Source organism: Aeromonas intestinalis (assembly GCF_054052485.1).
Genome location: NZ_JBSTYK010000009.1, coordinates 140683 through 165358, shown reverse-complemented (window position 1 = coordinate 165358; position 24676 = coordinate 140683). Strand labels below are relative to the sequence as shown.

General features: G+C 61.2%; 22 protein-coding genes. 15 read left to right on the top strand and 7 right to left on the bottom strand.

The window, feature by feature from the left end; all coding sequences use genetic code 11:
* Positions 1 to 26: 26 nt before the first annotated feature.
* The 5 genes from ACW5W7_RS13490 to ACW5W7_RS13470 all read left to right on the top strand — a co-directional run bounded on the left by ACW5W7_RS13490 (position 27) and on the right by ACW5W7_RS13470 (position 2471).
* Positions 27 to 878, top strand: a complete 852-nt coding sequence (locus tag ACW5W7_RS13490) for a DMT family transporter (RefSeq protein WP_456502046.1) — start codon at positions 27 to 29, stop codon at positions 876 to 878.
* The gene (locus ACW5W7_RS13485) at positions 875 to 1177 is read left to right on the top strand and encodes a hypothetical protein (RefSeq protein ID WP_349921688.1); all 303 of its coding nucleotides are present in this window, start codon (positions 875 to 877) and stop codon (positions 1175 to 1177) included. Before ACW5W7_RS13490 ends, ACW5W7_RS13485 begins: the two co-directional genes overlap by 4 nt.
* A gap of 20 nt (positions 1178 to 1197) precedes the next feature.
* Complete coding sequence (locus ACW5W7_RS13480; protein ID WP_349921687.1) at positions 1198 to 1668, top strand: acyl-CoA thioesterase; 471 nt, start codon at positions 1198 to 1200, stop codon at positions 1666 to 1668.
* A gap of 74 nt (positions 1669 to 1742) precedes the next feature.
* Positions 1743 to 1940: a pleiotropic regulatory protein RsmS gene (gene rsmS / locus ACW5W7_RS13475; protein ID WP_456502045.1), complete on the top strand. Its 198-nt coding sequence runs from the start codon at positions 1743 to 1745 to the stop codon at positions 1938 to 1940.
* Positions 1941 to 2003: 63 nt separating this feature from the next.
* Positions 2004 to 2471, top strand: coding sequence for a GyrI-like domain-containing protein (locus tag ACW5W7_RS13470; protein WP_456502044.1), 468 nt, complete (start codon positions 2004 to 2006; stop codon positions 2469 to 2471).
* Between the two features lie 15 nt (positions 2472 to 2486).
* Here the strand turns inward: ACW5W7_RS13470 and ACW5W7_RS13465 are convergent, their stop codons facing one another.
* Positions 2487 to 3329 carry a LysR family transcriptional regulator gene (locus ACW5W7_RS13465; protein ID WP_456502043.1) on the bottom strand — a complete coding sequence of 281 codons (843 nt, stop codon included), beginning with the start codon at positions 3327 to 3329 and terminating at the stop codon, positions 2487 to 2489.
* Between the two features lie 111 nt (positions 3330 to 3440).
* On the opposite strand from ACW5W7_RS13465, the gene ACW5W7_RS13460 reads away from it, so the two are divergent.
* Both ACW5W7_RS13460 and ACW5W7_RS13455 read left to right on the top strand, forming a co-directional pair.
* Entirely contained in the window at positions 3441 to 3941 is a 501-nt protein-coding gene (locus tag ACW5W7_RS13460) for a nucleoside deaminase (RefSeq protein WP_456502042.1), read from the top strand.
* Positions 3934 to 5160, top strand: coding sequence for an MFS transporter (locus tag ACW5W7_RS13455; protein ID WP_456502041.1), 1227 nt, complete (start codon positions 3934 to 3936; stop codon positions 5158 to 5160). Before ACW5W7_RS13460 ends, ACW5W7_RS13455 begins: the two co-directional genes overlap by 8 nt.
* 186 nt (positions 5161 to 5346) lie before the next feature.
* Here the strand turns inward: ACW5W7_RS13455 and rluF are convergent, their stop codons facing one another.
* The gene (gene rluF, locus ACW5W7_RS13450) at positions 5347 to 6375 is read right to left on the bottom strand and encodes a 23S rRNA pseudouridine(2604) synthase RluF (protein WP_456502040.1); all 1029 of its coding nucleotides are present in this window, start codon (positions 6373 to 6375) and stop codon (positions 5347 to 5349) included.
* A gap of 585 nt (positions 6376 to 6960) precedes the next feature.
* Between rluF and gdhA the strand changes: the two genes are divergently transcribed.
* Together gdhA and ACW5W7_RS13440 are read left to right on the top strand one after the other, a co-directional pair.
* Entirely contained in the window at positions 6961 to 8307 is a 1347-nt protein-coding gene (gene gdhA, locus ACW5W7_RS13445; protein WP_456502039.1) for an NADP-specific glutamate dehydrogenase, read from the top strand.
* A gap of 212 nt (positions 8308 to 8519) precedes the next feature.
* Positions 8520 to 8732 (top strand): DUF3955 domain-containing protein, encoded by a 213-nt coding sequence (locus ACW5W7_RS13440; protein WP_349921678.1) that lies wholly within the window; start codon positions 8520 to 8522, stop codon positions 8730 to 8732.
* Between the two features lie 111 nt (positions 8733 to 8843).
* On the opposite strand, the gene ACW5W7_RS13435 is transcribed toward ACW5W7_RS13440, so the two are convergent.
* Positions 8844 to 9212: a VOC family protein gene (locus ACW5W7_RS13435; protein ID WP_434666976.1), complete on the bottom strand. Its 369-nt coding sequence runs from the start codon at positions 9210 to 9212 to the stop codon at positions 8844 to 8846.
* A gap of 111 nt (positions 9213 to 9323) precedes the next feature.
* Entirely contained in the window at positions 9324 to 9791 is a 468-nt protein-coding gene (locus tag ACW5W7_RS13430) for a hypothetical protein (RefSeq protein ID WP_456502038.1), read from the bottom strand.
* Positions 9792 to 9944: 153 nt separating this feature from the next.
* Here ACW5W7_RS13430 and ACW5W7_RS13425 point away from each other — a divergent pair, with 153 nt between their 5' ends.
* Positions 9945 to 13088: a DUF3427 domain-containing protein gene (locus ACW5W7_RS13425; protein ID WP_456502037.1), complete on the top strand. Its 3144-nt coding sequence runs from the start codon at positions 9945 to 9947 to the stop codon at positions 13086 to 13088.
* A gap of 597 nt (positions 13089 to 13685) precedes the next feature.
* Entirely contained in the window at positions 13686 to 15785 is a 2100-nt protein-coding gene (locus ACW5W7_RS13420) for a putative bifunctional diguanylate cyclase/phosphodiesterase (protein ID WP_456502036.1), read from the top strand.
* 68 nt (positions 15786 to 15853) lie between these two features.
* On the opposite strand, the gene ACW5W7_RS13415 is transcribed toward ACW5W7_RS13420, so the two are convergent.
* The gene (locus ACW5W7_RS13415) at positions 15854 to 16609 is read right to left on the bottom strand and encodes a DeoR/GlpR family DNA-binding transcription regulator (RefSeq protein WP_349921671.1); all 756 of its coding nucleotides are present in this window, start codon (positions 16607 to 16609) and stop codon (positions 15854 to 15856) included.
* Between the two features lie 105 nt (positions 16610 to 16714).
* On the opposite strand from ACW5W7_RS13415, the gene ACW5W7_RS13410 reads away from it, so the two are divergent.
* Positions 16715 to 17296, top strand: a complete 582-nt coding sequence (locus ACW5W7_RS13410) for an NUDIX domain-containing protein (protein WP_456502035.1) — start codon at positions 16715 to 16717, stop codon at positions 17294 to 17296.
* Positions 17297 to 17399: 103 nt separating this feature from the next.
* Here the strand turns inward: ACW5W7_RS13410 and ACW5W7_RS13405 are convergent, their stop codons facing one another.
* Positions 17400 to 17987 (bottom strand): histidine phosphatase family protein, encoded by a 588-nt coding sequence (locus tag ACW5W7_RS13405; protein WP_456502034.1) that lies wholly within the window; start codon positions 17985 to 17987, stop codon positions 17400 to 17402.
* Between the two features lie 245 nt (positions 17988 to 18232).
* Here ACW5W7_RS13405 and ACW5W7_RS13400 point away from each other — a divergent pair, with 245 nt between their 5' ends.
* Positions 18233 to 18523, top strand: a complete 291-nt coding sequence (locus ACW5W7_RS13400; RefSeq protein WP_434666946.1) for a hypothetical protein — start codon at positions 18233 to 18235, stop codon at positions 18521 to 18523.
* A gap of 98 nt (positions 18524 to 18621) precedes the next feature.
* On the opposite strand, the gene speA is transcribed toward ACW5W7_RS13400, so the two are convergent.
* A complete protein-coding gene (speA, locus tag ACW5W7_RS13395) occupies positions 18622 to 20523 on the bottom strand; it encodes a biosynthetic arginine decarboxylase (RefSeq protein WP_349921667.1) in 1902 nt (633 codons plus the stop codon).
* A gap of 1064 nt (positions 20524 to 21587) precedes the next feature.
* On the opposite strand from speA, the gene pepT reads away from it, so the two are divergent.
* Together pepT and ACW5W7_RS13385 are read left to right on the top strand one after the other, a co-directional pair.
* The gene (gene pepT, locus ACW5W7_RS13390; protein ID WP_456502033.1) at positions 21588 to 22811 is read left to right on the top strand and encodes a peptidase T; all 1224 of its coding nucleotides are present in this window, start codon (positions 21588 to 21590) and stop codon (positions 22809 to 22811) included.
* Between the two features lie 119 nt (positions 22812 to 22930).
* Positions 22931 to 24634 (top strand): GNAT family N-acyltransferase, encoded by a 1704-nt coding sequence (locus ACW5W7_RS13385; RefSeq protein WP_456502032.1) that lies wholly within the window; start codon positions 22931 to 22933, stop codon positions 24632 to 24634.
* Positions 24635 to 24676 lie beyond the last annotated feature (42 nt).

Genomic DNA, 24676 nt, shown 5'->3' with positions numbered 1-24676 from the left:
GCCGCCACTGAACTCAAGGTGAATAAATGCCGCTACCCCGCCTGTTGCTGCTCACTCTGCTGACCCTGGTGGCATTTGCCGCCAACTCGGTGCTCTGCCGCCTGGCACTGTTTGAAGAGCGCATGGATCCGGCCCTGTTCACCCTGCTGCGCCTGACCAGCGGCGCCCTGGTGCTGTTCCTGCTCTGCTCGGCGCGCCGTCCCACGCCAGCGCGCCAAGGAGACTGGGCTGGCGCCCTCTGCCTCGTCATCTACGGCGCCGCCTTCTCCTTCGCCTACCTGACCCTGACCACAGGCACCGGCGCCCTGCTGCTGTTCGCCGCCGTCCAGCTCAGCATGCTGGCTCCGCCGCTGCTGCGTGGCGAGCGGCTTCCCCCTTTCCAGTGGGCCGGCCTGCTGCTTGCCATGGCGGGGCTTATTTTGCTGCTGCTGCCCGGCATCAGCGCGCCGGATCCCCTGGGGGCCGTGCTGATGGTCGCCGCCGGCATCGCCTGGGCCTGCTATACCCTGCGCGCGCCGCGTTTTAGCGATCCCGTCGCCGCCAACGCGGGCCACTTCCTGATGGCCAGCCTGCCTGCGGCCCTGCTCTATCTGTGGCTGGGGCAGCTCAATGCCAGCCCGACCGCCATCGGCTACGCCCTGGCATCAGGGGGGCTCGCCTCCGGTCTCGGCTATGCCCTCTGGTATCAGGTGCTGCCCCAGCTCGGGCGCACCCTGGCCGCCAGCATCCAGCTGCTGGTGCCCCCGCTCGCCCTCCTGGCCGGGCTCATCCTGCTCGATGAGTCGGGATCATGGCGGCTGTTGCTCTCCTCCCTGGGTATCCTCGGGGGGATAGCGCTGGTCATCGCGGGGCGCCCCCCGCAAGGAGACAGATCATGATGAAGCTTGTCATACTGCTGCTCACCTGCACCCTCGCCGGTGGCCTGCTGGCCGCCACCCCGGACAGGCAGACCCATCAGGACGGATTGGACAGAGCCTGCCTCAACGCCCGCCAGTTGCAGACGGGACAAGACAGACAGCAGCGCATCGATGCCTGCGTCAGGGCGGGAGGCAAGGCGACCCGTTGCCAGCAACAATACGCCAGCGTCGGCCAGCGCACCGGCAACGAGCGCCCTTATGTGTCATCCCTGCCTCCCTGCCAGCAGGCCGAGGCTTATCGCAAGAGTACCCGGCCATGAGCCGGCAGCAAGGAGAGAACATGACCCCACCCCGCGAGCTGACCCTGCAGTTTCTGGCCGAGCCCGCCGACGTGAACTTCGGCGGCAAGGTGCACGGCGGCATGGTGATGAAGTGGATCGATCAGGCGGGTTACGCCTGCGCCGCCGGCTGGTGTGGCGGCTATGCCGTCACCGTCTACGTGGGGGGCATCCGCTTCCTGCGCCCCATCCAGATAGGCCAGTTGGTGGAGGTGCACGCCCAGGTGATCCACACCGGCACCACCAGCATGCACCTGGCGGTGGATGTCTACAGCCGCCACCCCACCAGCCGGGAGCGCCACAAGACCACCCACTGCATCATCATCTTCGTCGCCATGGACGAGCACGGCAAACCGGACAAGGTGCCCCAGTGGCAACCGGTGAGCGAGGGGGATCTGCAGTTGCAACAATACGCGCTCAAGCTGATGGCCCTGCGCGAGGAGATAGACAAGGAGATGCGCCAGCACCTGTAGTGGCGTACCCCTGCACCAACCCGGGCGCGGCCCTGTATACTGGCCCCCGACACGACACTGATGCGGAGAAGAGAATGTCACTGGAGAACGCCCCCCCCGAGATCAAGCTCGCGGTGGATCTTATCGAACTGCTGGAGACCAACGACATCGATCCGGCTCTGGCCCTGGCGGCGCTCGCCATCGTGCAACGAGACTATGAGCGCAAGATCCAGCAGGCGGCGCACACCCAGGCCGCCAGCACCGACCCCGACAGCGGGGAAAGTGCTGGCTAAGCAGACCACAGGCAGCCAAGCACTGGCCAGCCTGATGTATTCAACCGGCAGAGAGGAAACGTCATGACAGCCCCCATCCGATTCGAGCAAGGTCGCCCCATGCTGCTGGGGGGAATACGCCGCCATCACCTGTTTTCACAGGGGGATTTCGGCGGCCAGTGGCACGACTTCGGCGCGCTGGGCCCCTTGCCGGGCCAGCTCGGGGAACACGCCTACGGGGTCATCTGCGGCGCCGACGAGCACGGCTGCGAATACCTGTGTGCGGTGGAGGTGAACGCCCTGGAGGTGCTGCCCCCCACTCTTGGCCGGATGCGCATCACTGCCCAGACCTATGCCGTCTTCCTGCACCAAGGCCATGTGGATACCTTGCCCCAGACCTGGCAAGCCGCACTGGCCTGGCTCGCACAATCCAGCTATGAGTCTGCCCACAAGCCGGATTTCGAGCGCTACGGCCCCGAGTTTGACGCCCAAACCGGCAGCGGCGAGGTGGAAGTCTGGCTCGCCGTGCTGCCAAGGCAAGCCATCGCCTGATCCCGGCACTCGGGATCAGCGCGGCCCCATCACCTCGTCACACAGGGTGATGAGGGCCTCGCTCAGGCGACGAAGGGCTTCCCCGCCCTCTTCCCCCCGATGCAGGGCCAGCTCCACTGCCCGCATGGGGGGCCAGTCGGTGAGTTCGACCTGATCGTCTTGCACCAACCGGCTCGGCAACAGGCTCACCCCGATGCCGGCGCTCACCGCCCCCTGCAAGCTGGCGAGGCTGGCGCTGACATAGGCGATGCGCCAGCGCAGCCCTCGCTCATCCAGCGCATCCGTCATCTGCCGCCGATAGAGCCCCTCGCTTGGGAACACCACCAAAGGCACGGGATCCCGCGTTGCCGCCGGCCAGTCGCGACTGTCGACCCAGGCGAGCGGCTCGCGCCAGCGGGCGACAGGATCCCCCTGCCCCCGCGTCTGTTTGATGAGCGCCAGATCCAGTTCGCCCCCCTCGAAACGCTGCCAGATCTCGTGACTCAGCCCGCTTGCCACCTCCAGTCGCACGGCAGGGTAGTCCCGGGCGAAGGCCCCCAGCACCGGGGCCATGGCACCGGCGGCAAAATCCTCCGGCACCCCGAGCCTCAGGGGCTGGCTCGCCTCGCTCACCCGCTCCCGGGCCTCCTCCAGCAGCGCCAGAATGCGCCGCGCCAGTCCAAGCAGCTTCTCCCCGGCCACCGTGGTGGTCACGGTGCGGCCCGTGCGATCAAGGAGCGGGCAGCCGAGTTGTTCCTCAAGGCGCCGCATCTGCTGGCTGATGGTGGACTGGGTCAGATGGACCCGATCCCCGGCCCGGGTAAAGCTGCCGGTCTCGATGATGGCGACGAAACTGCGCAGTAATTGGGGATCCAGCATGGCCGTTTACCATTTATAAAATCACTGATTGTCATTCTATCATTTAATTTCCAAATGACCCGGCGAGTCGCTAGGCTCCCTCCACCCCCACTTTTTGCCCAGGACAACCCCATGTCGCCCCACGCCCAGTCCGGTACCGGCCTCGTCAACTCCCTCACCGCCCTCAGCGACCCCAACCATCAGGAGTGGCTCGAGCAGACCCTGCACCTGGCGCTGACCCACCGCCAGCAAGGGGGCCGCCCCTTCGCCGCCCTGCTGGTGAAAGAGGGAAAACTGGTGGCGAGCGCGGTGAACCGCATGCTGGAAGCCGGGGATCCCACCCGCCATGCGGAGATGGAGGCGCTGCGAGAAGCGAGCCAGCAGGGGTCGCTCAAGGGCGCCGTGGTCTACGCCAGCGGCCACCCCTGCCCCATGTGCCTGTGCGCCCTGGTGATGAACGGCATTCAAGCGGTCTACTACGCCTTCGACAATGCCGACGCGGCCCCCTTCGGTTTTGACAGCAGCGCCAGCTACGACCGGCTGCGGCTCCCTCTCTCCCCGCCGCCCCTGCCGCTCATCAAGCTCAAAAGCCCCATCCCGGCCTCTGCGCTCTACGGCAGTCAGCATGAGTAAGGGCGGCAACCCGGCCCTGCTGGTACTGGTGGTGCTCATCGCCCTCAACCTGCGGCCCTTTCTCACCGCCATCGGCCCGCTGGCGGGGCAGATAGACGGGCGCCTCGCCATGGGCATGGATAGCCTCGCCTGGGTTACCCTGCTGCCCCTGCTGCTCATCGGTGTCGGCGTGCTCTGCACCCCGGCGCTGCTCGGGCGCACCAGCGCCGGCGTCTTGCTCGGTGCCGCCTTGCTGCTGCTCACGCTCGGCAGCGCCCTGCGCTTTGACTTGACGAGCGGCGTCCTGCTTATCGCCAGCGCCGCCCTCTGCGGCCTGGGCTCGGCCCTGGTGCAGGGGGTGCTGCCCGGCCTCATCAAGGGGGCATTTGCCCAGCGGGTGCCACTGGTGATGGGGATCTTCTCCGCCTGCATGATGGGGGGCGGCGCGCTCGGCGCCATGCTGAGCCCACGGCTCGCGGGCCTCATCGACTGGTCACGGGTGTTGGCGCTCTGGAGCCTGCCGGTGCTGCTCGCGCTCGCTTGGCTCCTCTGGCGGGTGCGGCTGCCGCGCCCGGCGCCGAAGCCTCCGTTGCGGACAGAGCAGCGTCTCGTCGCCCTGCCCCGCAGCTGGTTGCTGATCACCTGCTTTGGCATCATCAACAGCGGCTACGGCATCGTCGTGGCCTGGCTCGCGCCCGCTTACATGGCCCAGGGCTGGAGCGCACAATCCTCGGGTGAGCTGGTGGCCTGGCTGGCCCTGGCCCAGACCCTGAGCGGTCTGGGGCTACCGCTGCTGGCGGCACGCCGGGAGGACAGACGCCCCTGGATGGGGCTCGCCATCACGCTGCAGGTGCTGGGCTTTGGCGGCCTCTGGCTGGCCCCGCAAACGGCTCCCATCCTCTGGTGCCTGCTGTGTGGCGCAGGACTTGGCGGCAACTTCTCCCTCATCATGGTGATAGCGCTCGATCATTTGCCGGATCCGCGCCGGGCCGGCAGCCTGAGCGCCCTGATGCAGGGATTTGGCTTCATGCTGGCGGCGACCGGCCCCTGGGTGGCGGCGTGCCTGCATCATATAAGCGGGGATTTTGCCAGCGCCTGGCAGTGGCAACTCGGCGGGTTGGCGCTGATGAGCCTGCTGGTGCTGCGGCTCAACCCCTTGCACTACCCGAGCGTGATGCGCCTGCCCGTGACTGGCGAGACGGCCACGCCCCTGGCCGCCCAAAGCAATACACCGGCCTAGGGCCGGTGTATTGGGAAGATTGAAAAGCGAGTGACGGGGCGCCTAGAACCTGTTCACGAGCTGTCACGAGAGGCTGTCAGCAAGGTGCAGAGCAGCGCAGGAACCGGAGTTTATAGACATAAATGAGGATTCCTAGCAGCACATGAGCCTTGATCACGGTCTCGCAGCAAGCTCATGAACCGGTTCTTAGCGCCCCTTCTTCTGCCGTCCACCCTGGTTCGTGCGCGGTTTGCCCGCCGTGGCGGGTTTGCCACCCTTGGCCGGTGCGCCCTTACCCCCGGCCTGTTTGCCAGCACCGCCTTTGCCAGCCGCGCCCTTGGCGGGGCCTTTGCTCTCGAACGCCTCGGGTCCCGGCACATTGGGACGCCCGCCAATCTCGTGATCGTCGCTCCGGCGGGGCTTCTTGCCCTGCGCCGTCTTGCCAGCCGCGCCGCTTGCAGCTTTGGCCACCGGCTTGCTGGCAGGCGCCGCCCCCTTGGCGGGTTTCACCTCGGAGGAGGAGTCTTCGATGAGCTTGAACAGCTCGATCAGCTCGTCGTCGGTCAGATCGCGCCACTCCCCCACCGGCAACCCCTTGAGGCTGACGTTCATGATGCGGATGCGCTCGAGCTTGGTCACCTCGAAGCCGAAGTGTTCGCACATGCGGCGGATCTGGCGGTTCAGCCCCTGCACCAGGGTGATGCGAAACACGAAGGGGGCTTCCTTCTTCACCTTGCACTTCTTGGTGACGGCGCCGAGGATCGGCACCCCGGCCCCCATGCCGCGGATGAATTCATCGGTCACCGGCTTGTCGACGGTCACCAGGTACTCTTTCTCGTGATCGTTGCCCGCCCGCAGGATCTTGTTCACCAGATCCCCGTGGTTGGTGAGGAAGATGAGCCCCTGGGAATCCTTGTCGAGCCGGCCGATGGGGAAGATGCGGGTGCTGTGGTTGACGAAGTCGACGATGTTGTCCTTCTCCCCCGCCTCCGTGGTGGAAACGATGCCCACCGGCTTGTTCAGCACGATGAACACCAGGCTGTCCGCTTCCCGCGCCTCGATCACCTGACCGTTGACCTTGACCAGATCCCCGGCAAACACCTGATCCCCTATGCCGGCGCGTTTGCCGTTGATGAAGACGTTGCCCTGCTCGATGAAGCGATCCGCCTCGCGGCGCGAGCAGATACCGCTCTCGCTGATGTATTTGTTCAGGCGCATGGATTCATCGGCCAGCATGGGTCACCTGCCAGATCATGGGGTTGAGGGAGCTTGTCGGCTGGGTCAGCCAGGTCATCATCGAGTTAGTCTGCATACCATTCCATCTGCAAAAAGCATCTTCAAAAAGGTCAAAGCCTGCACAATCATCAAAAAAACGCCGCTACAGTAGCATATTGCCCGCCGTCGTTCGCCGGATACTTGCATCTGGCTCATGGCGCCCAGAGACAGATCCCGGCCTGGCGAACTCGGCCCCCTCGATGCCCGCCATGTTACTCATTCACTTTTAACGCATTGTTAACCTTTTGTTGTATCCCATGGCGGCCAAGGGGCTCTTCTTTGTTCCCCGCTTGCCACCCTGACGACGCCGCGAAAAGCCGACAGGAATCGCTTGCTATTTATTAATCTAAAATGCATAAAAAGATTTTCGTCCGCACGAATTATCTTGCCGAAGCCAAGGGGAGACGCCATGAGCACTGCCCCATTCGGCGAGGATCGCAATCCCTGCGATCACCGCTCATTCCCGCCATCGAACGCAGAGTTGGCTGCGGGGCATGATCGTCTCTGGCAAGACGCCAATTGCATCATTCACGACAGGAGTTATAGATGAGTCATTCCCTCTCCCAGGCCGACTTTCTGGCCCAGGTGGCCAAGCGCAACCCCCATCAACCTGAGTTCATCCAGGCGGTGAGCGAGGTGGTCGCCTCCATCTGGCCCTTTATCGAACGCCACCCCCGCTACCTGCAACACGGTTTGCTGGAGCGCCTGGTGGAGCCGGAGCGGCTGGTGCAGTTTCGGGTGAGCTGGGTCGATGACCAAGGCCAGGTGCAGGTGAACCGCGGCTATCGCATCCAGCACAGCTCCGCCATCGGCCCCTTCAAGGGCGGCATGCGCTTCCACCCCTCGGTGGATCTCTCCGTACTGAAATTCCTCGCCTTCGAGCAGACCTTCAAGAACGCCCTCACCACCTTGCCCATGGGGGGCGGCAAGGGGGGCTGCGATTTCGATCCCAAGGGCAAGAGCGAGGGGGAAGTGATGCGCTTCTGCCAGGCGCTGATGCTGGAGCTCTATCGCCACCTGGGGGCCAACACCGACGTGCCGGCCGGTGACATCGGCGTCGGCGGGCGCGAGGTGAGCTACATGGCGGGCATGATGAAGAAGCTCACCAACAGCGCCGAGTGTGTCTTTACCGGCAAGGGGCTCTCCTTTGGCGGCAGCCTCATTCGCCCGGAAGCCACCGGCTACGGCCTGCTCTACTTCGTGGAGGCCATGCTGGCCCACCGCGGCCAGTCGCTGGCGGGCATGACGGTATCGGTGTCGGGTTCGGGCAACGTGGCGCAATACGCCATCGAGAAGGCGATGGCCCTCGGCGCCAAGGTCGTGACCGCCTCCGACTCCGGCGGCACCGTCTACGATCCGGACGGCTTCACCCCCGAGAAGCTGGCCCGATTGATGGAACTCAAGAACGAGCAGCGCAAGCGGGTGGCGGATTATGCCCATGAGCTCGGGCTCGAGTTCTTCACCGGCCGTACCCCCTGGCACCTGCCGACCCAGGTCGCCCTGCCCTGCGCCACCCAAAACGAATTGGATGAATCGGACGCCGCAGCCCTGATCGCGAGCGGCGTGCAGCTGGTAGCCGAGGGGGCCAACATGCCCTCCAGCGCCGCCGCCATCCAGGCGTTCCATGCCGCCAAAGTCCTGTTCGCTCCGGGCAAGGCCGCCAACGCCGGCGGGGTGGCCACCTCTGGCCTCGAGATGAGCCAGAACGCCCAGCGCCTCTCCTGGACCCGGGAGGAGGTGGACGCTCGCCTCAAGGGGATCATGAACAGCATCCACACCACCTGTGTGCGCTACGGCCAGGATGGGGATCACCATGTGAACTACGAGAGCGGCGCCAACATCGCCGGTTTCGTCAAGGTCGCCGACGCCATGCTGGCGCAAGGGGTCTGCTGATCCCGGCGCGATAGCGGGGAGCAACCCGCCGAACCGATCACGAAGGGCAGCCATGGCTGCCCTTTTCACATGCGTTTTCAACAGCGTGATGTCTGCGCCTTTCGCCTTTCGCCTTTCGCCTTTCGCCTTTCGCCTTTCGCATCTCGCTTCACACTCCCTTCACCCGGCCGTGACAGAGTGCCCGCTCTTTAAGCAGCAGCGAGGGCAATAGTATGGTCAAATTCGGTGTTTTTCTGATGGGGCTGGGGGTCGCCAGCTTTATGGCATTCAGCCTGATGGGATCCAGCCTGGATGAAGCGGGATGCTTGCATGAGCCTTTCGCCTTGCTCCCCTTGGGCTATCTGTTGCTGCTGGCGGGCGCCTGCATCGGCATTGCCGGGGTGATCAGGGCGAGGCGCCGACCAAGGCCGGCCTCGACAGACTGAATCTGCGGTCGACATTTCCTCCACTCAGGGCCAAGGCAGTCAAAGACTCTGAATTTATAAACATTAACAGCATTTAATATTAAAAATACCAACAACGCAGCATAACTCGTCTTATAGATAACGACTTATCTCGATAAGATGCTGATCCGGATCCAGAAAATAGACGGATTCGATGGGCCCGCAGGCACCGCTCTTGGTCACGGGCCCCTCCACTATCTCGATTCCGTGATTTTCGAGCTGATGCATCACCTGCGCAAGCGTCCAATGGGTGATAAGGCAGATATCCCCCGCCCCCACCTGGGCCCGGTTGCGCGGCTCCTCACCCAGCAGTTGCAGATTGATCTTCTGATTGCCAAAGCGCAGCGCCCGCCGCCCGGCCCCGAAGGTGACTGCCTCCATTTCCAGCACTGAACTGTAAAACGCGACCGAACGATCTATGTCGCTCACCGTCAACACCAGATGGTCAATATGGCTGATCATGACACCTCCTTGTGATGATGATTGCTGCCTCATCAAACGCCTGTCCCAACGGAAGTTGTGGTATGGGGCACAGCGAGGTTTCTAACCATTCATTTTCACTCGAAAATTGCCTCAGCGTACTGCGGCACATGATTTGTCTCGCTGGGCCAGCAGGGTTTCGTCTTCACTGCCCATGGCAGCCAGAATGGCCTGATTACAGGCTCGCTCCGCAAGCGTTACCGGGTCTTGCTTAGCGTCGGTGATTTCCGCAATCACGGGGCGGTAGTTGACAGCCGCCGAACAGTACATGGTGCGGTACTTAGGAAGCTGCCAGTTGCTATCGTCTTGTCGTGTCAGGTCATCGCACAATTTGCCAAACAATGCCCGCGCCTTAACCGTGCACTGACTGAAGCGCCGCACATCTTGCTCGTAGGGGCGGCAAACGCTGTTCTGTTTGATCTGCCAGAGTTGGAAAGAGAAGGGGATCTGCTCTCCCTCATAAGGCACTACCAGCGTTTTTAGCTCTGTGCCATAAATATCCGTCACCTGCTGCTGCACCAGATTGAGATAAGCCGAGAAAAGATAAGAAACCGGATCCATAACCACCTCCTTGTGGTTGCCACTGCCGAACTGTATCACGAAAAATCGGGTAGATTCTCAAACGAGAATCATGCAACAACAGATTACTGATTTGGTTGGAAAAAATGATACTCTTCTCACCCCCTCATGTACAAAGTTCAAGGCCAGTGTGCGATGCAACAATGTGGTATTTATGAACAACTCATTACTCAACTGCTGACATCTCGACTCGACCGTGAGCACTTTTACGTAGGGGAACGCCAGCTTGAATCTGCCGAAGCGGCAGTCTGGTTATCACGATTTCTGAGCCGGGTTTTGGAGTATGCAGTGGGTTCCGTTACTGGAGAGGATCAGCTACAACGGCAGATTGAACTGGCTAACCAGTTATTGCTTTGGCTAAAAGATCGCACACAAGACCCAGATTTTATTGGCGAGAACCTCATCGACAGCCAGGGAAAAATTCTAACTGCGCTCTACCAGTTGGATAACCCCATCTCCGCCAATTTAAAGCAATATGTCGAAGATATTTTTCCTCTGACAGGTCTAACGCAAAGTGAGCTGTTCTGCGGCAGCAATGCGGGCTTGTCGATGGAGTCAGAACTTAAGCGTGAAATATTATCGGCAGATAGCATCTGCTGGCTGGTCTCATTTATCAAATGGGCAGGCATTCGTATTTTTCGCCATGAGCTGGAAGAATTCACTCGCAGCGGCCGCCCATTAAAGGTCATCACCACCTCTTATATGGGGGCAACTGACGCTAAAGCGGTTGAATTTTTAGCCAGCTTGCCCAATACCGAAGTGAAACTCAGCTATAACACCCAACGTGAACGGCTGCATGCCAAGAGCTATCTTTTTTGCCGAAATACGGGCTTTCATACCGGCTATATAGGTTCATCCAACTTATCCCATTCGGCCCTCACCAGCGGTTTGGAGTGGAACCTTAAAATTACTTCGCAAGAGATACCTCATATTATCGAGAAATCCCTGAGTACCTTTGAAACCTATTGGGAGTCCGATGATTTTGAGCTGTTTGATGGCAAGCTCGAAAGCCGCACAAAATTACAGCATGCGCTACAAGAGGCCCGTGGTGATGGTGACAACAATAGTCCTGCCTATTTCTTTGATATCACACCGTTTCCCCATCAGCAGGAGATCCTTGAGCAATTGGCGATGGAGCGCTCTTTGCACCAGCGCTTTCGTAACTTGGTGGTGGCGGCCACTGGTACGGGAAAAACCCTGATCTCCGCCTTTGATTTTGCGCGTTTTCTGAAAACCAAGCCCGACGCCAAGTTTCTGTTTGTCGCCCACAAAGAGGAGATCTTACGCCAAGCATTAGCCTCTTACCGCGGTGTGCTCAAGCAGTCTCATTTTGGGGAACTCATGGTCGGGGGGACCGTGCCAACCCACTACCATCAACTGTTTGCCTCGGTGCAATCCTTGAAAAACCAGCTGGCGAGTTTGCGTCTTAGCCCAGACTATTTCGATTACATCGTTATCGATGAGGTTCACCATATTGCGGCGGCCAGTTATCGTGGTTTGCTCGCCGCCTTTAAACCTCACATTCTGTTGGGATTGACCGCTACGCCAGAGCGCCATGATGGCGGTGATATTCTCGCGGACTTTTCTGGTGTGATCGCAGCTGAAATCCGTTTGCCAGAGGCCATCAATCGTCGCCATCTCTGCCCATTTCAATATTTTGGTATCGACGATGATACTGATTTACGCCAAGTCACTTGGAAAAATGGTCGTTATGACATTAGTGAGCTCACAAATATCTACGCCCACAATCAGCAGCGGGTGCAGAAAATAATCCAGAGCCTCGATGAGATCGTCACCGATATTACTAGGATCAAAGCGCTGGCATTTTGTGTGAGCCGTGAACATGCCGATTTTATGCGCACAGCATTTTTACTGAAAGGCATCAAGGCTGACATCCTCACTAGCGATAACCGAGACGAACGACATAGCAAACAACAAAATTTGCGTACCGGGGTTATCAATATTCTTTGCGTGGTGGACATTTTCAATGAAGGTGTCGATATCCCGGAAGTCGATACCTTACTGTTTTTACGACCAACGGAAAGCCTCACCATCTTCTTGCAACAATTAGGACGGGGCTTGCGGCTGGCGAGCGATAAAGAGTGCTGCACCGTATTGGATTTTGTTGGCAATGCTCGTGCGGAGTATGATTTTGCCCATAAATTCCGGGCACTGGTGGGCAAAACCAATAAGGCGATCAGCCACGAAATCAAGCAGGGCTTCCCTCACGCCCCCTTGGGTTGCCGCATCGAGCTCTCAAAGCAAACCCAAGAGTTAATTCTGAACAATATCAAGAAGGCGACCCTCAATACCTCGCGACTCATGGGCCTGATCCGCCGTTTCACACAGGATTGTGATTTACCGCTGACGCTGGCGAACTTTTTGAAGTTTTACCCTCATATCAACCTTGAAGAGATCTACAAGCGCGGCAATTGGAGCTCCTTGGTCAAGCAGGCCCACAACCACACCATTTCAGAAATGAGCGATGAGAGGTTTTCTACCCTCTACACCCGGGCCATCAAAACCCGGCTATTGGGCTGCGATGCACTCCATTACTTGAAATTCTTACAAACCTTGGTGGCAGACGCCTTTACCTTAACGGCAGAGCACGATGGGCGTATGGCCTTGATGTGCCATTACGACTTCTGGCAACAGAGCGGCCCCAATGCAGGCTTTAGCTCCTTGGCACACAGCCTGAAACAACTCAATCAGCCAGCGTTAAGGGCCGAGCTGGCAGATCTGTTGCCCATGCTGATCAACCGGGTGCAGCACGAACAACAGACCATGCCTGATCTTCCCGGCACTCCACTGCGACTGCATGCTCGATATGCCAGAGAGCAGGTGCTGGTTGGCTTTGGCGCGACTACCTTCGCGCAACAACCGACTGCTCGCGAAGGGGTATATGTCATTGCAGAGCAAAATATCGAATTGCTGTTCGTAACCCTGAATAAAACAGAGCAGCACTTCTCCCCCACCACCCGCTATCACGACTACGCCATCAACGAGTCGCTGTTCCATTGGCAGAGCCAAAACAGCGCCCGCCCTGAGCGGGGTAAGGGCCTGAGTTACATTCAGCACAGAGCAGAAGGTAAGCGCTTGTTTTTGTTCGTTCGTGAGCAGAGCAAAGATGAATTCGGCCGCACTCTTGGCTTTGTGAATTTTGGTGAGGTGGAGTATGTCACTCATAGCGGTAGCCAGCCGATGAACATTAAATGGCGTCTAATAACCCCGATGCCGCCCTTTATGTGGAAAGATGCCGCCAAATTGGCGGTTGGCTGAACGACCAATCGCAGCAGGACCCACCAAGGGCGAGTCGTTTTCGTGGTGGTGTAGCCGAGAGCCGCGCAACATGGCGCCAAAGAAGTTTAAGGAAACTACGATGGTACTCTCGACAATGGCCAGGTCCACCAACCGTCCGTCCCAGATGATGCGTTTCTTACCCAATCCAAACTGCTGGCATACCCGCTCCGCCGTCTGCTGTGCCCGGCTGAGGGGCTGACATAGCGCGTCCAACTCACGGAATCAGTCAGGAAGTCGGCCAGACGGGAGTCCATGGCGAGGCCTATCCCCTCATATGCTGCAGCTATCGTGAGGGCGACAACAATGCGGGAGTTCACCAACACCTCTACCACTGCTCCTACACGCCATATCAGATCCGCAATCCTGCGGTTTTGGAAGGAGATAATTGTGCCTTGCTGGTTCACTAGGCACAAGATGGCTACCAATGTAGGGCAAAGGCAAGTTTTTCGCTCTGAACCGGGGCCTTTTTGGTACATATCTCTGGCCCACAAGAGGGACGCCTGATATACAATCTGCCACTCGATTTCCCAGGCCCGGCCTAGGCTCAGGCCCTGATGTATCCCAGAGTGAGTGAACGTGACCGCGACCCACACCATGCTCGACAGCTCTTACAGCCAGGATCTGGTCTTCTTCTCCATTCTGGTGGCCGTGCTCGCCTCTTACACCGCCTTGAACATGACGAGTCGAGTGAGCCAAAGCAAGGGGCGCGCCGCCGTGCTCTGGCTGGCCGGTGGTGCCTTCGCCATGGGGCTCGGTATCTGGTCCATGCATTTCATCGGCATGCTCGCCTTCGAGCTGCCCATCGCCCTGGGTTACGATCTGACGCTGACGGGGCTCTCTTTGGTGGCCGCCATCGTCTCGTCGGCCTTTGCGCTCTGGCTGGTGAGCAGGCCCCAGTTGCCCTGGCGCCACATCGCCATCGGTGCCCTCTTGATGGGGGCGGGCATCGCCAGCATGCACTACATCGGCATGGCAGCCATGAAGATCATGCCCGGTATCCATTACCACTCGGGCCTCGTCATCCTCTCCATCCTCATCGCCGTGCTCGCCTCTGGCGCCGCGCTCTGGATAGCCTTCCGCCTGCGCGACAGCCATCAGCGCGCCTTCTTTCGCAAGGCCCTGGCCTCGCTGGTGATGGGATCCGCCATCATCGGCATGCACTACACCGGCATGGCGGCCGCCGAGTTTCCAGAGCACAGCCTGTGCGGCGCCCTTTACACCGGGCTCAACACCCAGTGGCTGGCCACCGTGGTCATCATCGTCACTCTGGCAGTGTTTGCCATCGCCCTGGTGCTCTCCATGCTGGATGCCCACGCGGCGCGGCTCTCGGCCTCCCTGCACCAGGCCCACGACGAGTTGCTCAAGCTGGCACTGCACGACAGTCTGACCCAGCTCCCCAACCGCCTGCTGTTTGCCGATCGGCTGGAGCAGCGCATTCAGGAGTGCCGCCACAGCCAGCGCAGTTTTGCACTGCTGTTTCTCGATCTGGATGGCTTCAAGATCATCAACGATGCCCATGGTCACCACATCGGGGATCAACTACTGGCGCAGGTCGCGCAGCGGATAAAAGCCTTGCTCGGCGCCAACGATAACGCCTCCCGCTTCGGCGGTGATGAGTTTGTGCTGACCCTGGCACCGGGGGATCTGGCGCAGAGCACCGAGTTTGCCGAGCGGTTATTGGCGAGCCTGGCCGAACCCTATGCGTGGGAGCATCACAGCCTGCGCGTCACCGCCAGCATCGGCATCGCCGTCTATCCCCAGGATGGCACCAGCCTGCATGAGCTGACCCTCAACGCCGACGCCGCCATGTACCATGCCAAGAAGCGGGGGCGCAACGACTACTACTACTTCGACAGCGCCATGAACGCCAACGCCCACCAGCAGTTTTTACTGCAACAGGAGCTGTGCCATGCGCTGGCGCGAGGGGAGTTCTCCCTGCTCTACCAGCCCAAATATGACGCGCGCGAGGGCAAGGTGATCGGGGCCGAGGCGCTGCTGCGCTGGCACCATCCCCATCATGGCCCCATCTCCCCCGCCAGCTTCCTGCCGCTGGCGGAGAAGAGTCGGCTCATCATCGCCATCGGCAACTGGGTGCTCGACGAAGCCTGCCGCCAGATGAGCCAATGGCGCGATGCGGGCCATCATGACTGGAGCGTGGCGGTCAATCTCTCCACCATTCAGCTCGCCAGCCCTGGCCTGCTGGAGGAGGTAGAGGCCTGCCTGCACCGCCATCGACTGGAGGCTCGCCACCTGACGTTGGAGATCACCGAGTCCACCGCCATGGAGAATGCCGAGGAGAGCCTTGTCATCCTCAACCGTCTGGCTCAGCTGGGCATTGGTATCTCCATCGATGACTTCGGCACCGGCTACTCCAGTCTGCTCTACCTCAAGCGCTTCCCGGCCTGCGAGCTCAAGATAGACAAGGGCTTCGTCGCCACCCTGGAGCAGACCAGTGAAGATGCCACCATCATCAGCGCCATCATCGCCCTGGGCCAGGCGCTGGGGATGCGCATCGTGGCAGAAGGGGTAGAGACGGAGCGCCAGCGCGCCCTGTTGACTGACCTCGGCTGCGATACCCTGCAAGGCTATCTGCTCGGCAAGCCCATGCCAACCAAGCAGTTGCTGGCCCACTGCCTTCCCCTGCGCCAGGCCCCCAGCCCAGTTGCCGCCCATTAACGGCAACCGGACAAACGCCGCAGTGGCATCGCTGTCATGGGGTGAGCAGGGCACTTGATACGCCCTGCTCAGGCCTCCATCAGGGTCACGCCCGCCTCATCGAGCCAGCCCCGGGGCTCTGCCCCGAGCGTCCCCTCGGTGATCAGGGTCCCCAAATTGGCAAGCGCCATGATCCGATAGGGTGACACGGCCCCCAGCTTCTCGTGCCCGGCCAGCATGATGACCTCCGCCGACTGCTCGGCCATCAAACGCTTGATAGTCGCCTCTTCCCTGTCCCCCGTGGTGATCCCAAGCTGTGGATGGATGCCGGTCGCCCCCATGAAACACAGATCTGCGCGCACCTCCGAGATGGCCGCCGCGCTCAGGGCGCCCACGGCCACCAGGGAGTGTTTGAACAGACGCCCGCCAATCAGCTCCACCTCGATGTGGGGATGGTGAGCCAGCGCCACCGCGATGCTGGGGCTATGGGTCACTATGGTGGCGTTCAATGAATGGGGCAGCTGTTGCGCCAACTGCACATTGGTCGTCCCCCCGTCGATAAACACAATCTGACCGGGCTGGACCAGCCCGGCCCCCACCTTCCCCAGCCTCGCCTTGACGGCGGACCCCAGCTGTTCACGGGCCCCGAAATCGACGATGGCAGAGGAGGCGGGCATGGCCCCCCCATGAACGCGCAGCAACAGTCCTTCACCGGCAAGTTCCCGCAAATCCCGCCGTATGGTGTCGTCAGAGACATCAAACTGCTGGCTGAGCGCCTTGGCAATGACGCGTCCATCACGCTTCAATACATTCAAGATCAATGCCTTGCGCTCTGATGTCAGCATGCTTTCCTCGGTATGAACGAAATCAATTGATAATGCACGATATTACATGAAAAACTGTAGCCATGGCCAGCACTGGGCTGGCCCCTGGCCGATAAAGGACGATCCATGAGTGTTGCAACGCGTGTGCGGGTGGAGAGTGTCGATGTGCTCTCCGACGACTGGTATCTGCTCAAGAAGACCACCTTCTCCTTCCTGCGAAGTGACGGCCGCTGGCAGCGCCAATCCCGTGAGACCTACGACAGGGGGAACGGGGCGACCATACTGCTCTATGAGCCCAAGCGGCGCACCGTCATCCTCATCAGCCAGTTCCGCTACCCCGCCTTCGTCAATGGTCACGACGACTTGCTCATTGAAGCGCCCGCCGGACTGCTCGATGCGGCCGATCCCGAGACCCGGATTCGTGCCGAGGCCGAAGAGGAGACCGGCATCCGTGTACGGGAGGTACGCCAGATCTTCGATGCCTTTATGAGTCCGGGCTCGGTGACAGAGCGGCTGCACTTCTTCGTGGGAGAGTACAGGGAGAGCGATCAGATCTCCCGGGGAGGTGGCAACGAGGCGGAGGGGGAAGACATCGCCGTGCTGGAAGTGGATATCGATGCGGCGCTCGCCATGATAGAGACGGGGAAGATCCGGGATGGCAAGACCATCATGCTGCTGCAATATGCCGCCCTGCACCTATTTCGATAAGCCAGCCAAACCGGGTGGGTCCCGCTCCTGCCGGGCATGACCCGGCAAGCGCCCATGTTGGGGGAGAGGCCCCTGCCCTATTGATGAGCAAGCGCGCGTCGCCTTAGCACGGGATCCGCTCGATGCGGCCACCGCTTAGCTTGAAGAATGCATCCTGGGGCAGCTCTTGTGACCAGGTGGTGGCGTAGTCGAGATCGGCGTAAGCACCGCGCAGCATGGCGCCGAGCAGGCCGTGGGAGACCACGATGGCACGCTCGGCGATGGCTGAGTCCATCAACCAGCTCTGGGCCCGGTGTTGAATGCTCCCGGCACTCTCCCCCGCCGGGGCCTGCAGATACCAGTCCGGCTGGCTGATATCCAGTGTGGGGTGATCTTCAAGCAGATCCGGCACCCGGCAACTCTCCCACTCCCCCATGCCGAGCTCCACCAGCCGCTCGTCCCAGACGATGCGCTCGCTGTCCAGCCCCAACTGCTGGCAGACGAATTCTGCCGTCTGACGGGCACGGCCAAGGGGGCTGGCGTAGAGCGTCCATTGCTCAGGCTCATCCAGAATCTCGCGCAGGCGATCCCCCATGGCGATGGCCTGGGCCTCTCCCTTGACGGTCAGATCCGAGTTGCAGCGCCCCTGCAAACGTTGCTCGGCGTTGTAGCGGGTCTGGCCGTGGCGCAGCAGATAGATGATGCGAGACATAATTTCTCCAATGGGCTCAACGAGATAGAAAGAAGGCAGGATACCAGATATCAGCCCGGGGGGACGATGTTACGAAAAACCGTGGCAGGAGCGCGGCGCGTGGCCACTCATATGGGGAGATGGGAGCAACCCTCTGACGGGATAGACTCCTCGCAGTGAGTCCCACGCTGTGTTGCTGCAGGCGGCTCACGGCACCAGGTCCAACCTGCATCACTCTTCTACGTCTCAATCTCAGGCGAGGCAACATGGCCAAGTATCAGTTCCTGACCCTGCCGGCATCCCAACGGCAGACCTACACCTATCTGGACGCGGACTCCCCCACCTTCATCCAGGAAAAGCATGCCCTGCTGGCCCAGGGATTCGAGGTGGAGGATGACTTCATCTACGCCAATACCCCGGCCGAGGCCATCGAGAAGTACCGATCCGGCTTCACTTATGTGGCACAGGAGTATGCCCACGCCAACGGTATCTATGCCTTTTTCCATCTCCTGCTGGTGCTGGCCAAGTCTCTCTTCGGGCGCAAGCAGCCCCGCTGAGGCTCGGAATTTCAGGTATCGGACCAATACAACAACGGCGCCCGAAGGCGCCGTTTTTTATTCCCGTCTTGTACTGCCCGGGTGAACAAGCGCGATGCTTATTCCTCTTCCAGATAGGCGTAGCCTTGCAAACCCAGCTCCAGCTCGTCGAGCAGGGCCTTGCGGGTCGCATCGTCCAGCGCCGGGTGGGAGGCGATCCGCTGGTAGTTCTCACGGATGACGGAGGGGTCGATGTTGACGTAACGCAGCAGCTGGTCGACGGTGTCGCCGCGCACCACGTTGCGGATGTCCATCTTGCCCTCTTCGTCCAGCCACACTTCCGCGCAGTGGGTATCGCCAAACAGGTTGTGCAGATCGCCGAGGATCTCCTGATAGGCCCCCACCAGGAAGAAGCCGACGTGGCACACTTCGTTGGCGCCGTACTCCGGCATCGGCAGCGTCTTCTCGACACCGAGGCCATCGACGTAGTGCTCCACCTGACCGTCGGAGTCACAGGTGATGTCCATCAGGATGCCGCGACGGCTGAGCGGACGCTCGAGGCCGGCAAGGGGCATCACCGGGAACACCTGACCAATGCCCCAGGCATCGGGCAGGGACTGGAACAGGGAGAAGTTCGCGAAGCACTTGTCCGCCAGCTTCTCGTTCAGCTCGTCCGCCAGGGCGCGGTGGTTGCGGTTGACCGGGTTGAGCAGCTCTTTGAGCGCCAGACAGGTGTTCTGGTGCAGCATCTCGGCCCAGGCACGCTGTTCGAGGTTCAGAAGACCCATGGTGTACTGGGCGTTCACGTCCCCAAGGTCAGCCACGGAGTCGTGGTAGATCTCGAGCAGGGAGGGATCCTCGGTGCGCAGATCCAGCCATCCCTTCCACATGTTCTGCAGAATGGTGGGGGCGTCGTCGCCCGGTTCGCTGATGTCGTTCACCTCCACCCCTTCGGCCCCGATGATATCGGTGACCAGCACGGCGTGGTGAGCGGTCAGGGCGCGGCCGGACTCGCTGATGATGGTCGGGTGCGGCAGGTCGAACTCACGGCACACATCGCCGATGCCCCAGACCACGTTGTTGGCGTACTCGGACAGGCTGTAGTTCGCGGAGCAGTGACTCTGGGAGCGGGTGCCCTCGTAGTCCACCCCCAGGCCACCGCCCACATCGACCACGTCGATGGGCACGCCCAGGCGACGCAGTTCGGCGTAGAAACGGCCACACTCGCGGATACCGCCCTGAATGTCGCGGATGTTGGCGATCTGGGAACCCAGATGGAAATGCAGCAGTTGCAGGCAGTCCAGCTTGCCAAGGCCGCGCAGACGCTCAACCAGCGCCAGGATCTGGGAGGCGGAGAGACCGAACTTGGACATGGAGCCGCCGCTCGATTCCCACATGCCGGAGCCGGTGGAAGCCAGCTTGGCGCGCACCCCGATGTTGGGCTTGATGTTGAGACGAGCTGACTCATCCAGCACCATTTCCAGCTCGGAGGGTTTTTCCACCACGATGTAGACCTTGTGGCCCATCAGGTTGCCCAGAAGGGCGTGGCGGATGTATTCACGGTCCTTGTAGCCGTTGCAGACGATCACCGAGCCTTGCTCATGGTGATGGGACAGCACGGCCAACAGCTCCGGCTTGGAGCCCGCTTCCAGCCCAAGCCTCGGCTTGTCGCTGTAGGACTGACTGATGGTCTCGATGACGCGGCGCTGCTGGTTCACCTTGATGGGGTAAACGCACAGGTAGTCCCCTTCATAGGCGGACTTCTCGATGGCCTGACCGAAGGCGTTGAACAGCGCATCGACCCGGCTCTTGAGGATGTCGGGGAAGCGCAGCAGTACCGGGGTGGTCAGCCCGGACTGGCGCAGCTGTTCGATGGCATCGGACAGCACGATCTGCGCCTCGGGACGAGACTTGTCGGGAGAGACGGTCACATGACCGGCGTCATTGATATTGAAAAAACCCGCTCCCCAGTAGGGAACGTTGTAGACCTTCAAGGAGTCCTTGCTGGACCAGTTAGTCATGGGCTATGCCTCGCAAATGAGCGGCCGGTGGCCGCCTTCGTTACCCTCAATCACATCCAGACCATCTATTGCAAATCGCGGCAAACCTAAGCTGCCTGCTGGAACCGGTCAGGGCGCCCGCCGTCAATGGCGATCTTCGCCATCTTGACCAAAGGGGTCCTGCCATCACATCCAGACCATCTGCACATCGCGGCAAGCCAGGGCTGCCTGGTGGATCTTGGGGAAGTAACGAGTCTTGATGTGGGGCTGGTGGCTTTACATCAAGCTCAACGGTATACGGTGTCACGCTAGCGCGATACCGCGGTACTTTGATGACAAGGGGCATCAGCCACGCCGCTTGTTCATCATTCGGCAGCCGTCACGACGACGAGGGAGGTGTCCAGGAAGAGAGGGAAGGCATCTGCACGCAACCGTGTTGTTAGACGACAACCACCACAGCCAGCTCAACACCGACGACCGCCCATGACAAGGGAAGATGATGAGCCAGTGGCCCACTCGGTCGGCGAAATGATGAGAGTCCGTTGTTCTCCCTGATACCGGAGCCTAACCGGTATTAAAGAAACCATGCCCTAGCAGTGTCTGTCGTTTCTGCGTGCCTCGCCCTATAGGCGCGTGATCCTCCGGGTGCTGGCGGCCACGCCTGCGCAGGGTTACCCTCGGATCGGCGCGGAGTGTACACATTTACCGCGACCGGTGACAATAAAAAATCGCCTAAAAAAATCCGTTTGATCCGCATCGCCTGATCTCGCTGTCAACCAAGCGGGCTCTGGGATAGCGCATCATGACCCCCTTCCCCGTCGGCCCTGAAAATAACCTGTGATTTGTCCGTTTTTCCCGATGCCTTGCCAGTGCTGGGATGCGGTCATATCCGGCCATGCCGAGGCTGCTTATTCAGTTTTTAAATCGGAATTTTTATGCAAACCTGAGTGTTTGCCCGCGCTCTACCCTCTATGGGGAGATTTCGGTATCCCGTTCGACAAATACGCCAAAAACTGCGCTGACGCAAAAAGTGGCGGGGCAGCTTTGGCCACAATGTCCCCTCATCATCAGTCTGAGGCCTGCCAATGGATACCCTGCTTGAGCGTTTTCTCCGCTATCTGACTTTCCATACCCGCTCCGATGCGACCAATCCCGTCTGCCCAAGCAGCGAGGGGCAGCGTATCTTCGCCCGCGCCCTGCAAGAAGAGCTGCAGCAGCTCGGCTTGAGTCAGGTGATCCTGGATGACAACGGCTATCTCACCGCCTGCCTGCCGGGCAACCAGCCAGCAGCGCCGGCGATCGGACTGATTGCCCACATGGACACCGCCGACTACGAGGCCGAGTTCGTGGTGCCCCAGATCGTCGAGAACTATCAGGGGGGAGATATCTGCCTCGGCAAGGGGGACGAGGTGCTGGCCATCCACCAATATCGCTTCCTGAAGAACTACCTCGGCCAGGATCTCATCACCACGGACGGCACGACCCTGCTCGGCGCCGACGACAAGGCGGGGATCGCCGAGATCCTCACCGCCGTCGAACACCTGCAGAATCACCCCGAGATCCCCCGCGGCGATCTCTGGCTCGGTTTCACCCCGGACGAGGAGATAGGCCGGGGGGCCGACTTGTTCCCGCTCGATCGCTTCCCGGCGCGCTGGGCCTACACAGTGGATGGGGGAGAGCTCGGCGAGCTGGAATACGAGAATTTCAACGCCGCCAGCGCCACGGTGCGTTTTATCGGCAACAACGTGCACCCGGGCACCGCCAAGGGGGGCATGATCAACAGCCAGACCCTGGCCGCCCGTTTCCACGCCGACATGCCCGCCGCCCAGACCCCGGAATGCACGGAAGGCTACGAGGGTTTCTTCCATCTGGCCCAGATGAGCGGCACAGTGGAAGAGAGCCGCCTGCACTACATCATTCGCGATTTTGACGACGACAGCTTCGCCGCCCGCAAGGCACAGCTCAAGGAGCGGGTCGCCTCCTTGCAACTGGACAACCCCAAGGCGCGCATCGAGCTCACCATCACCGACAGCTATCGCAACATGCGCAGCCAGATTGAGCCGCACATGCACATAGTGGCGCTCGCCAAGGCCGCCATGGAGGCCGCCGACGTGGCACCCAAGATCAAGCCCATTCGCGGCGGCACCGACGGTGCCCGCCTCTCCTTCATGGGGCTGCCCTGCCCGAACCTCTTCACCGGGGGTCACAACTTCCATGGCAAGCACGAGTTCATCCCGCTGCAATCCATGGAGAAAGCGGTCACCACCCTGGTGGAACTGGTCCGCCTCACCGCCGCCTGGCGCGGTTGATCCTGCCGGCCTGACGCGCAGGGCGAGCCCGTCGCCCTGCCATCAAACTGTCATCTCACTGCCACGAGGCAGGCACAGAAGGGGCGCACGCTGGGGCAAAGGATCAGCGGAGCCACCCCATGTTCAACGTCGATACCCTGCTGCAACAGCACCTGCCCCAACTCACCAGCCAGCCTCTTTTTCGCCCCTTGCTGAGGCGAGGACTCGGCTGGTTGCTGCACGAGCAGGCCTTCCAGCGCTTTGCCGAGCACTATCCCCACCTGCGTGGGCTCGACTTCATCGAGCAGGCCCTGGCGCAGCTCGATTTTGACTACCGGGTGAGCGAGGCGGAGCTCGAGAACATCCCCGCCAGCGGCCGGGTCATCCTGGTGGCAAACCACCCCATCGGTTCCCTGGACGGGCTGGCCCTGCTGCGACTCATTGGCCGAATCCGGCCGGACGTGAAGATAGTGGCCAACCGGCTGCTGGCCGAGCTGCCTCCCCTGCGCCCCCTGCTGCTGCCGGTGGACAACCTCGGCGGCAAGACCGACCGGCAGGCCATCCTGGCCATGGGGGAGCACCTGGCCCGTGAGGGGGCCCTCATCATCTTCCCCGCCGGGGAGGTCTCCCGCCTCGGCCCAAGGGGGGTGAAAGACGGCCCCTGGCAGGGGGGCTTCATCAAGCTCGCCAGACGAACCCTGACCCCCCTGGTGCCCATCCACCTCGGCGGACGCAACGGCGCGGGCTTTTATCTCACCTCCTGGCTCAACAAGGACCTGGCGGGACTCTTGCTGGTCAAGCAGCTGTTTCGCCAGCAAGGGCAACGCATCCCCCTCACCATCGGAGAGCGGATCCCCCCCACCAGCCTCGGCGAGCTGCCCGCCAAGACGGCGGCGCGCCTGGTGCGCAGCCACCTCTACCGCATCGGCAGCGGCAAGTCCGGCCGCCTGCTGACCGAGGCCCCCATCGCCTTGCCGGAGGAGCGGCGCCTGCTGAAAGCGGCCATCGACGGGTGCGAGGCGCTGGGGCAGACCCCGGACGGCCAGCAGATCCGGCTCTACCGGCGTCATGAACTGAGCCACTCGGTGATCCTGCGCGAGCTCGGGCGGCTGCGGGAGATCGCCTTTCGGGCGGTGGGGGAAGGGTCGGGGCGGCGACGCGATCTCGACGCCTTCGACGATGACTACTACCACCTCATCCTCTGGGATCCGGCCCGCCTCGAGATAATCGGCGCCTACCGCTTCATCCCGGTGGCCGAGCAACTGGCGCGCAAGGGCCTCCACGGCCTCTACAGCCACAGCCTGTTCGGTTTCGAGGATAGGTTGTTGCCCCGGCTGGAGCAGGCCATCGAACTCGGTCGCAGCTTCATCCAGCCTGCGTACTGGGGCAAACGGGGGCTCGATTACCTCTGGTTCGGCATCGGCGCCTACCTGGCACGCTATCCCCATTACCGTTATCTGTTCGGGCCCGTGTCGCTCTCCGGCAGCCTGCCGCCCCAGGCCAAGGATCTGCTGGTGAGCTTCTACCGCCAGCACTTCGCCCCCGATGGAGCCCTTGCCCCCTCAAGGCGCCCCTACCCGGCCACCCCGCCCCTGTTCGAGGGACAAGATTACGGCGCCGATCTCAAGGTGCTCAAGGCCAGCCTCGACAACCTGGGCTGCGCCATCCCCACCCTCTACAAGCAGTACTCGGAGCTGTGCGAGCCGGGAGGCGTCCAGTTCATGGATTTTGGCACCGACCCGGCCTTCAACCACTGCATCGACGGCCTGGTGTGGGTGGATGTGAGCCGCATCAAGGCCCACAAGCGGGCACGCTATATCGAACAAGCGTCGGGCAGCAGTTGAGAACACTACAAATCATAAACCCTGCAGCCGAAGTGACTGCCA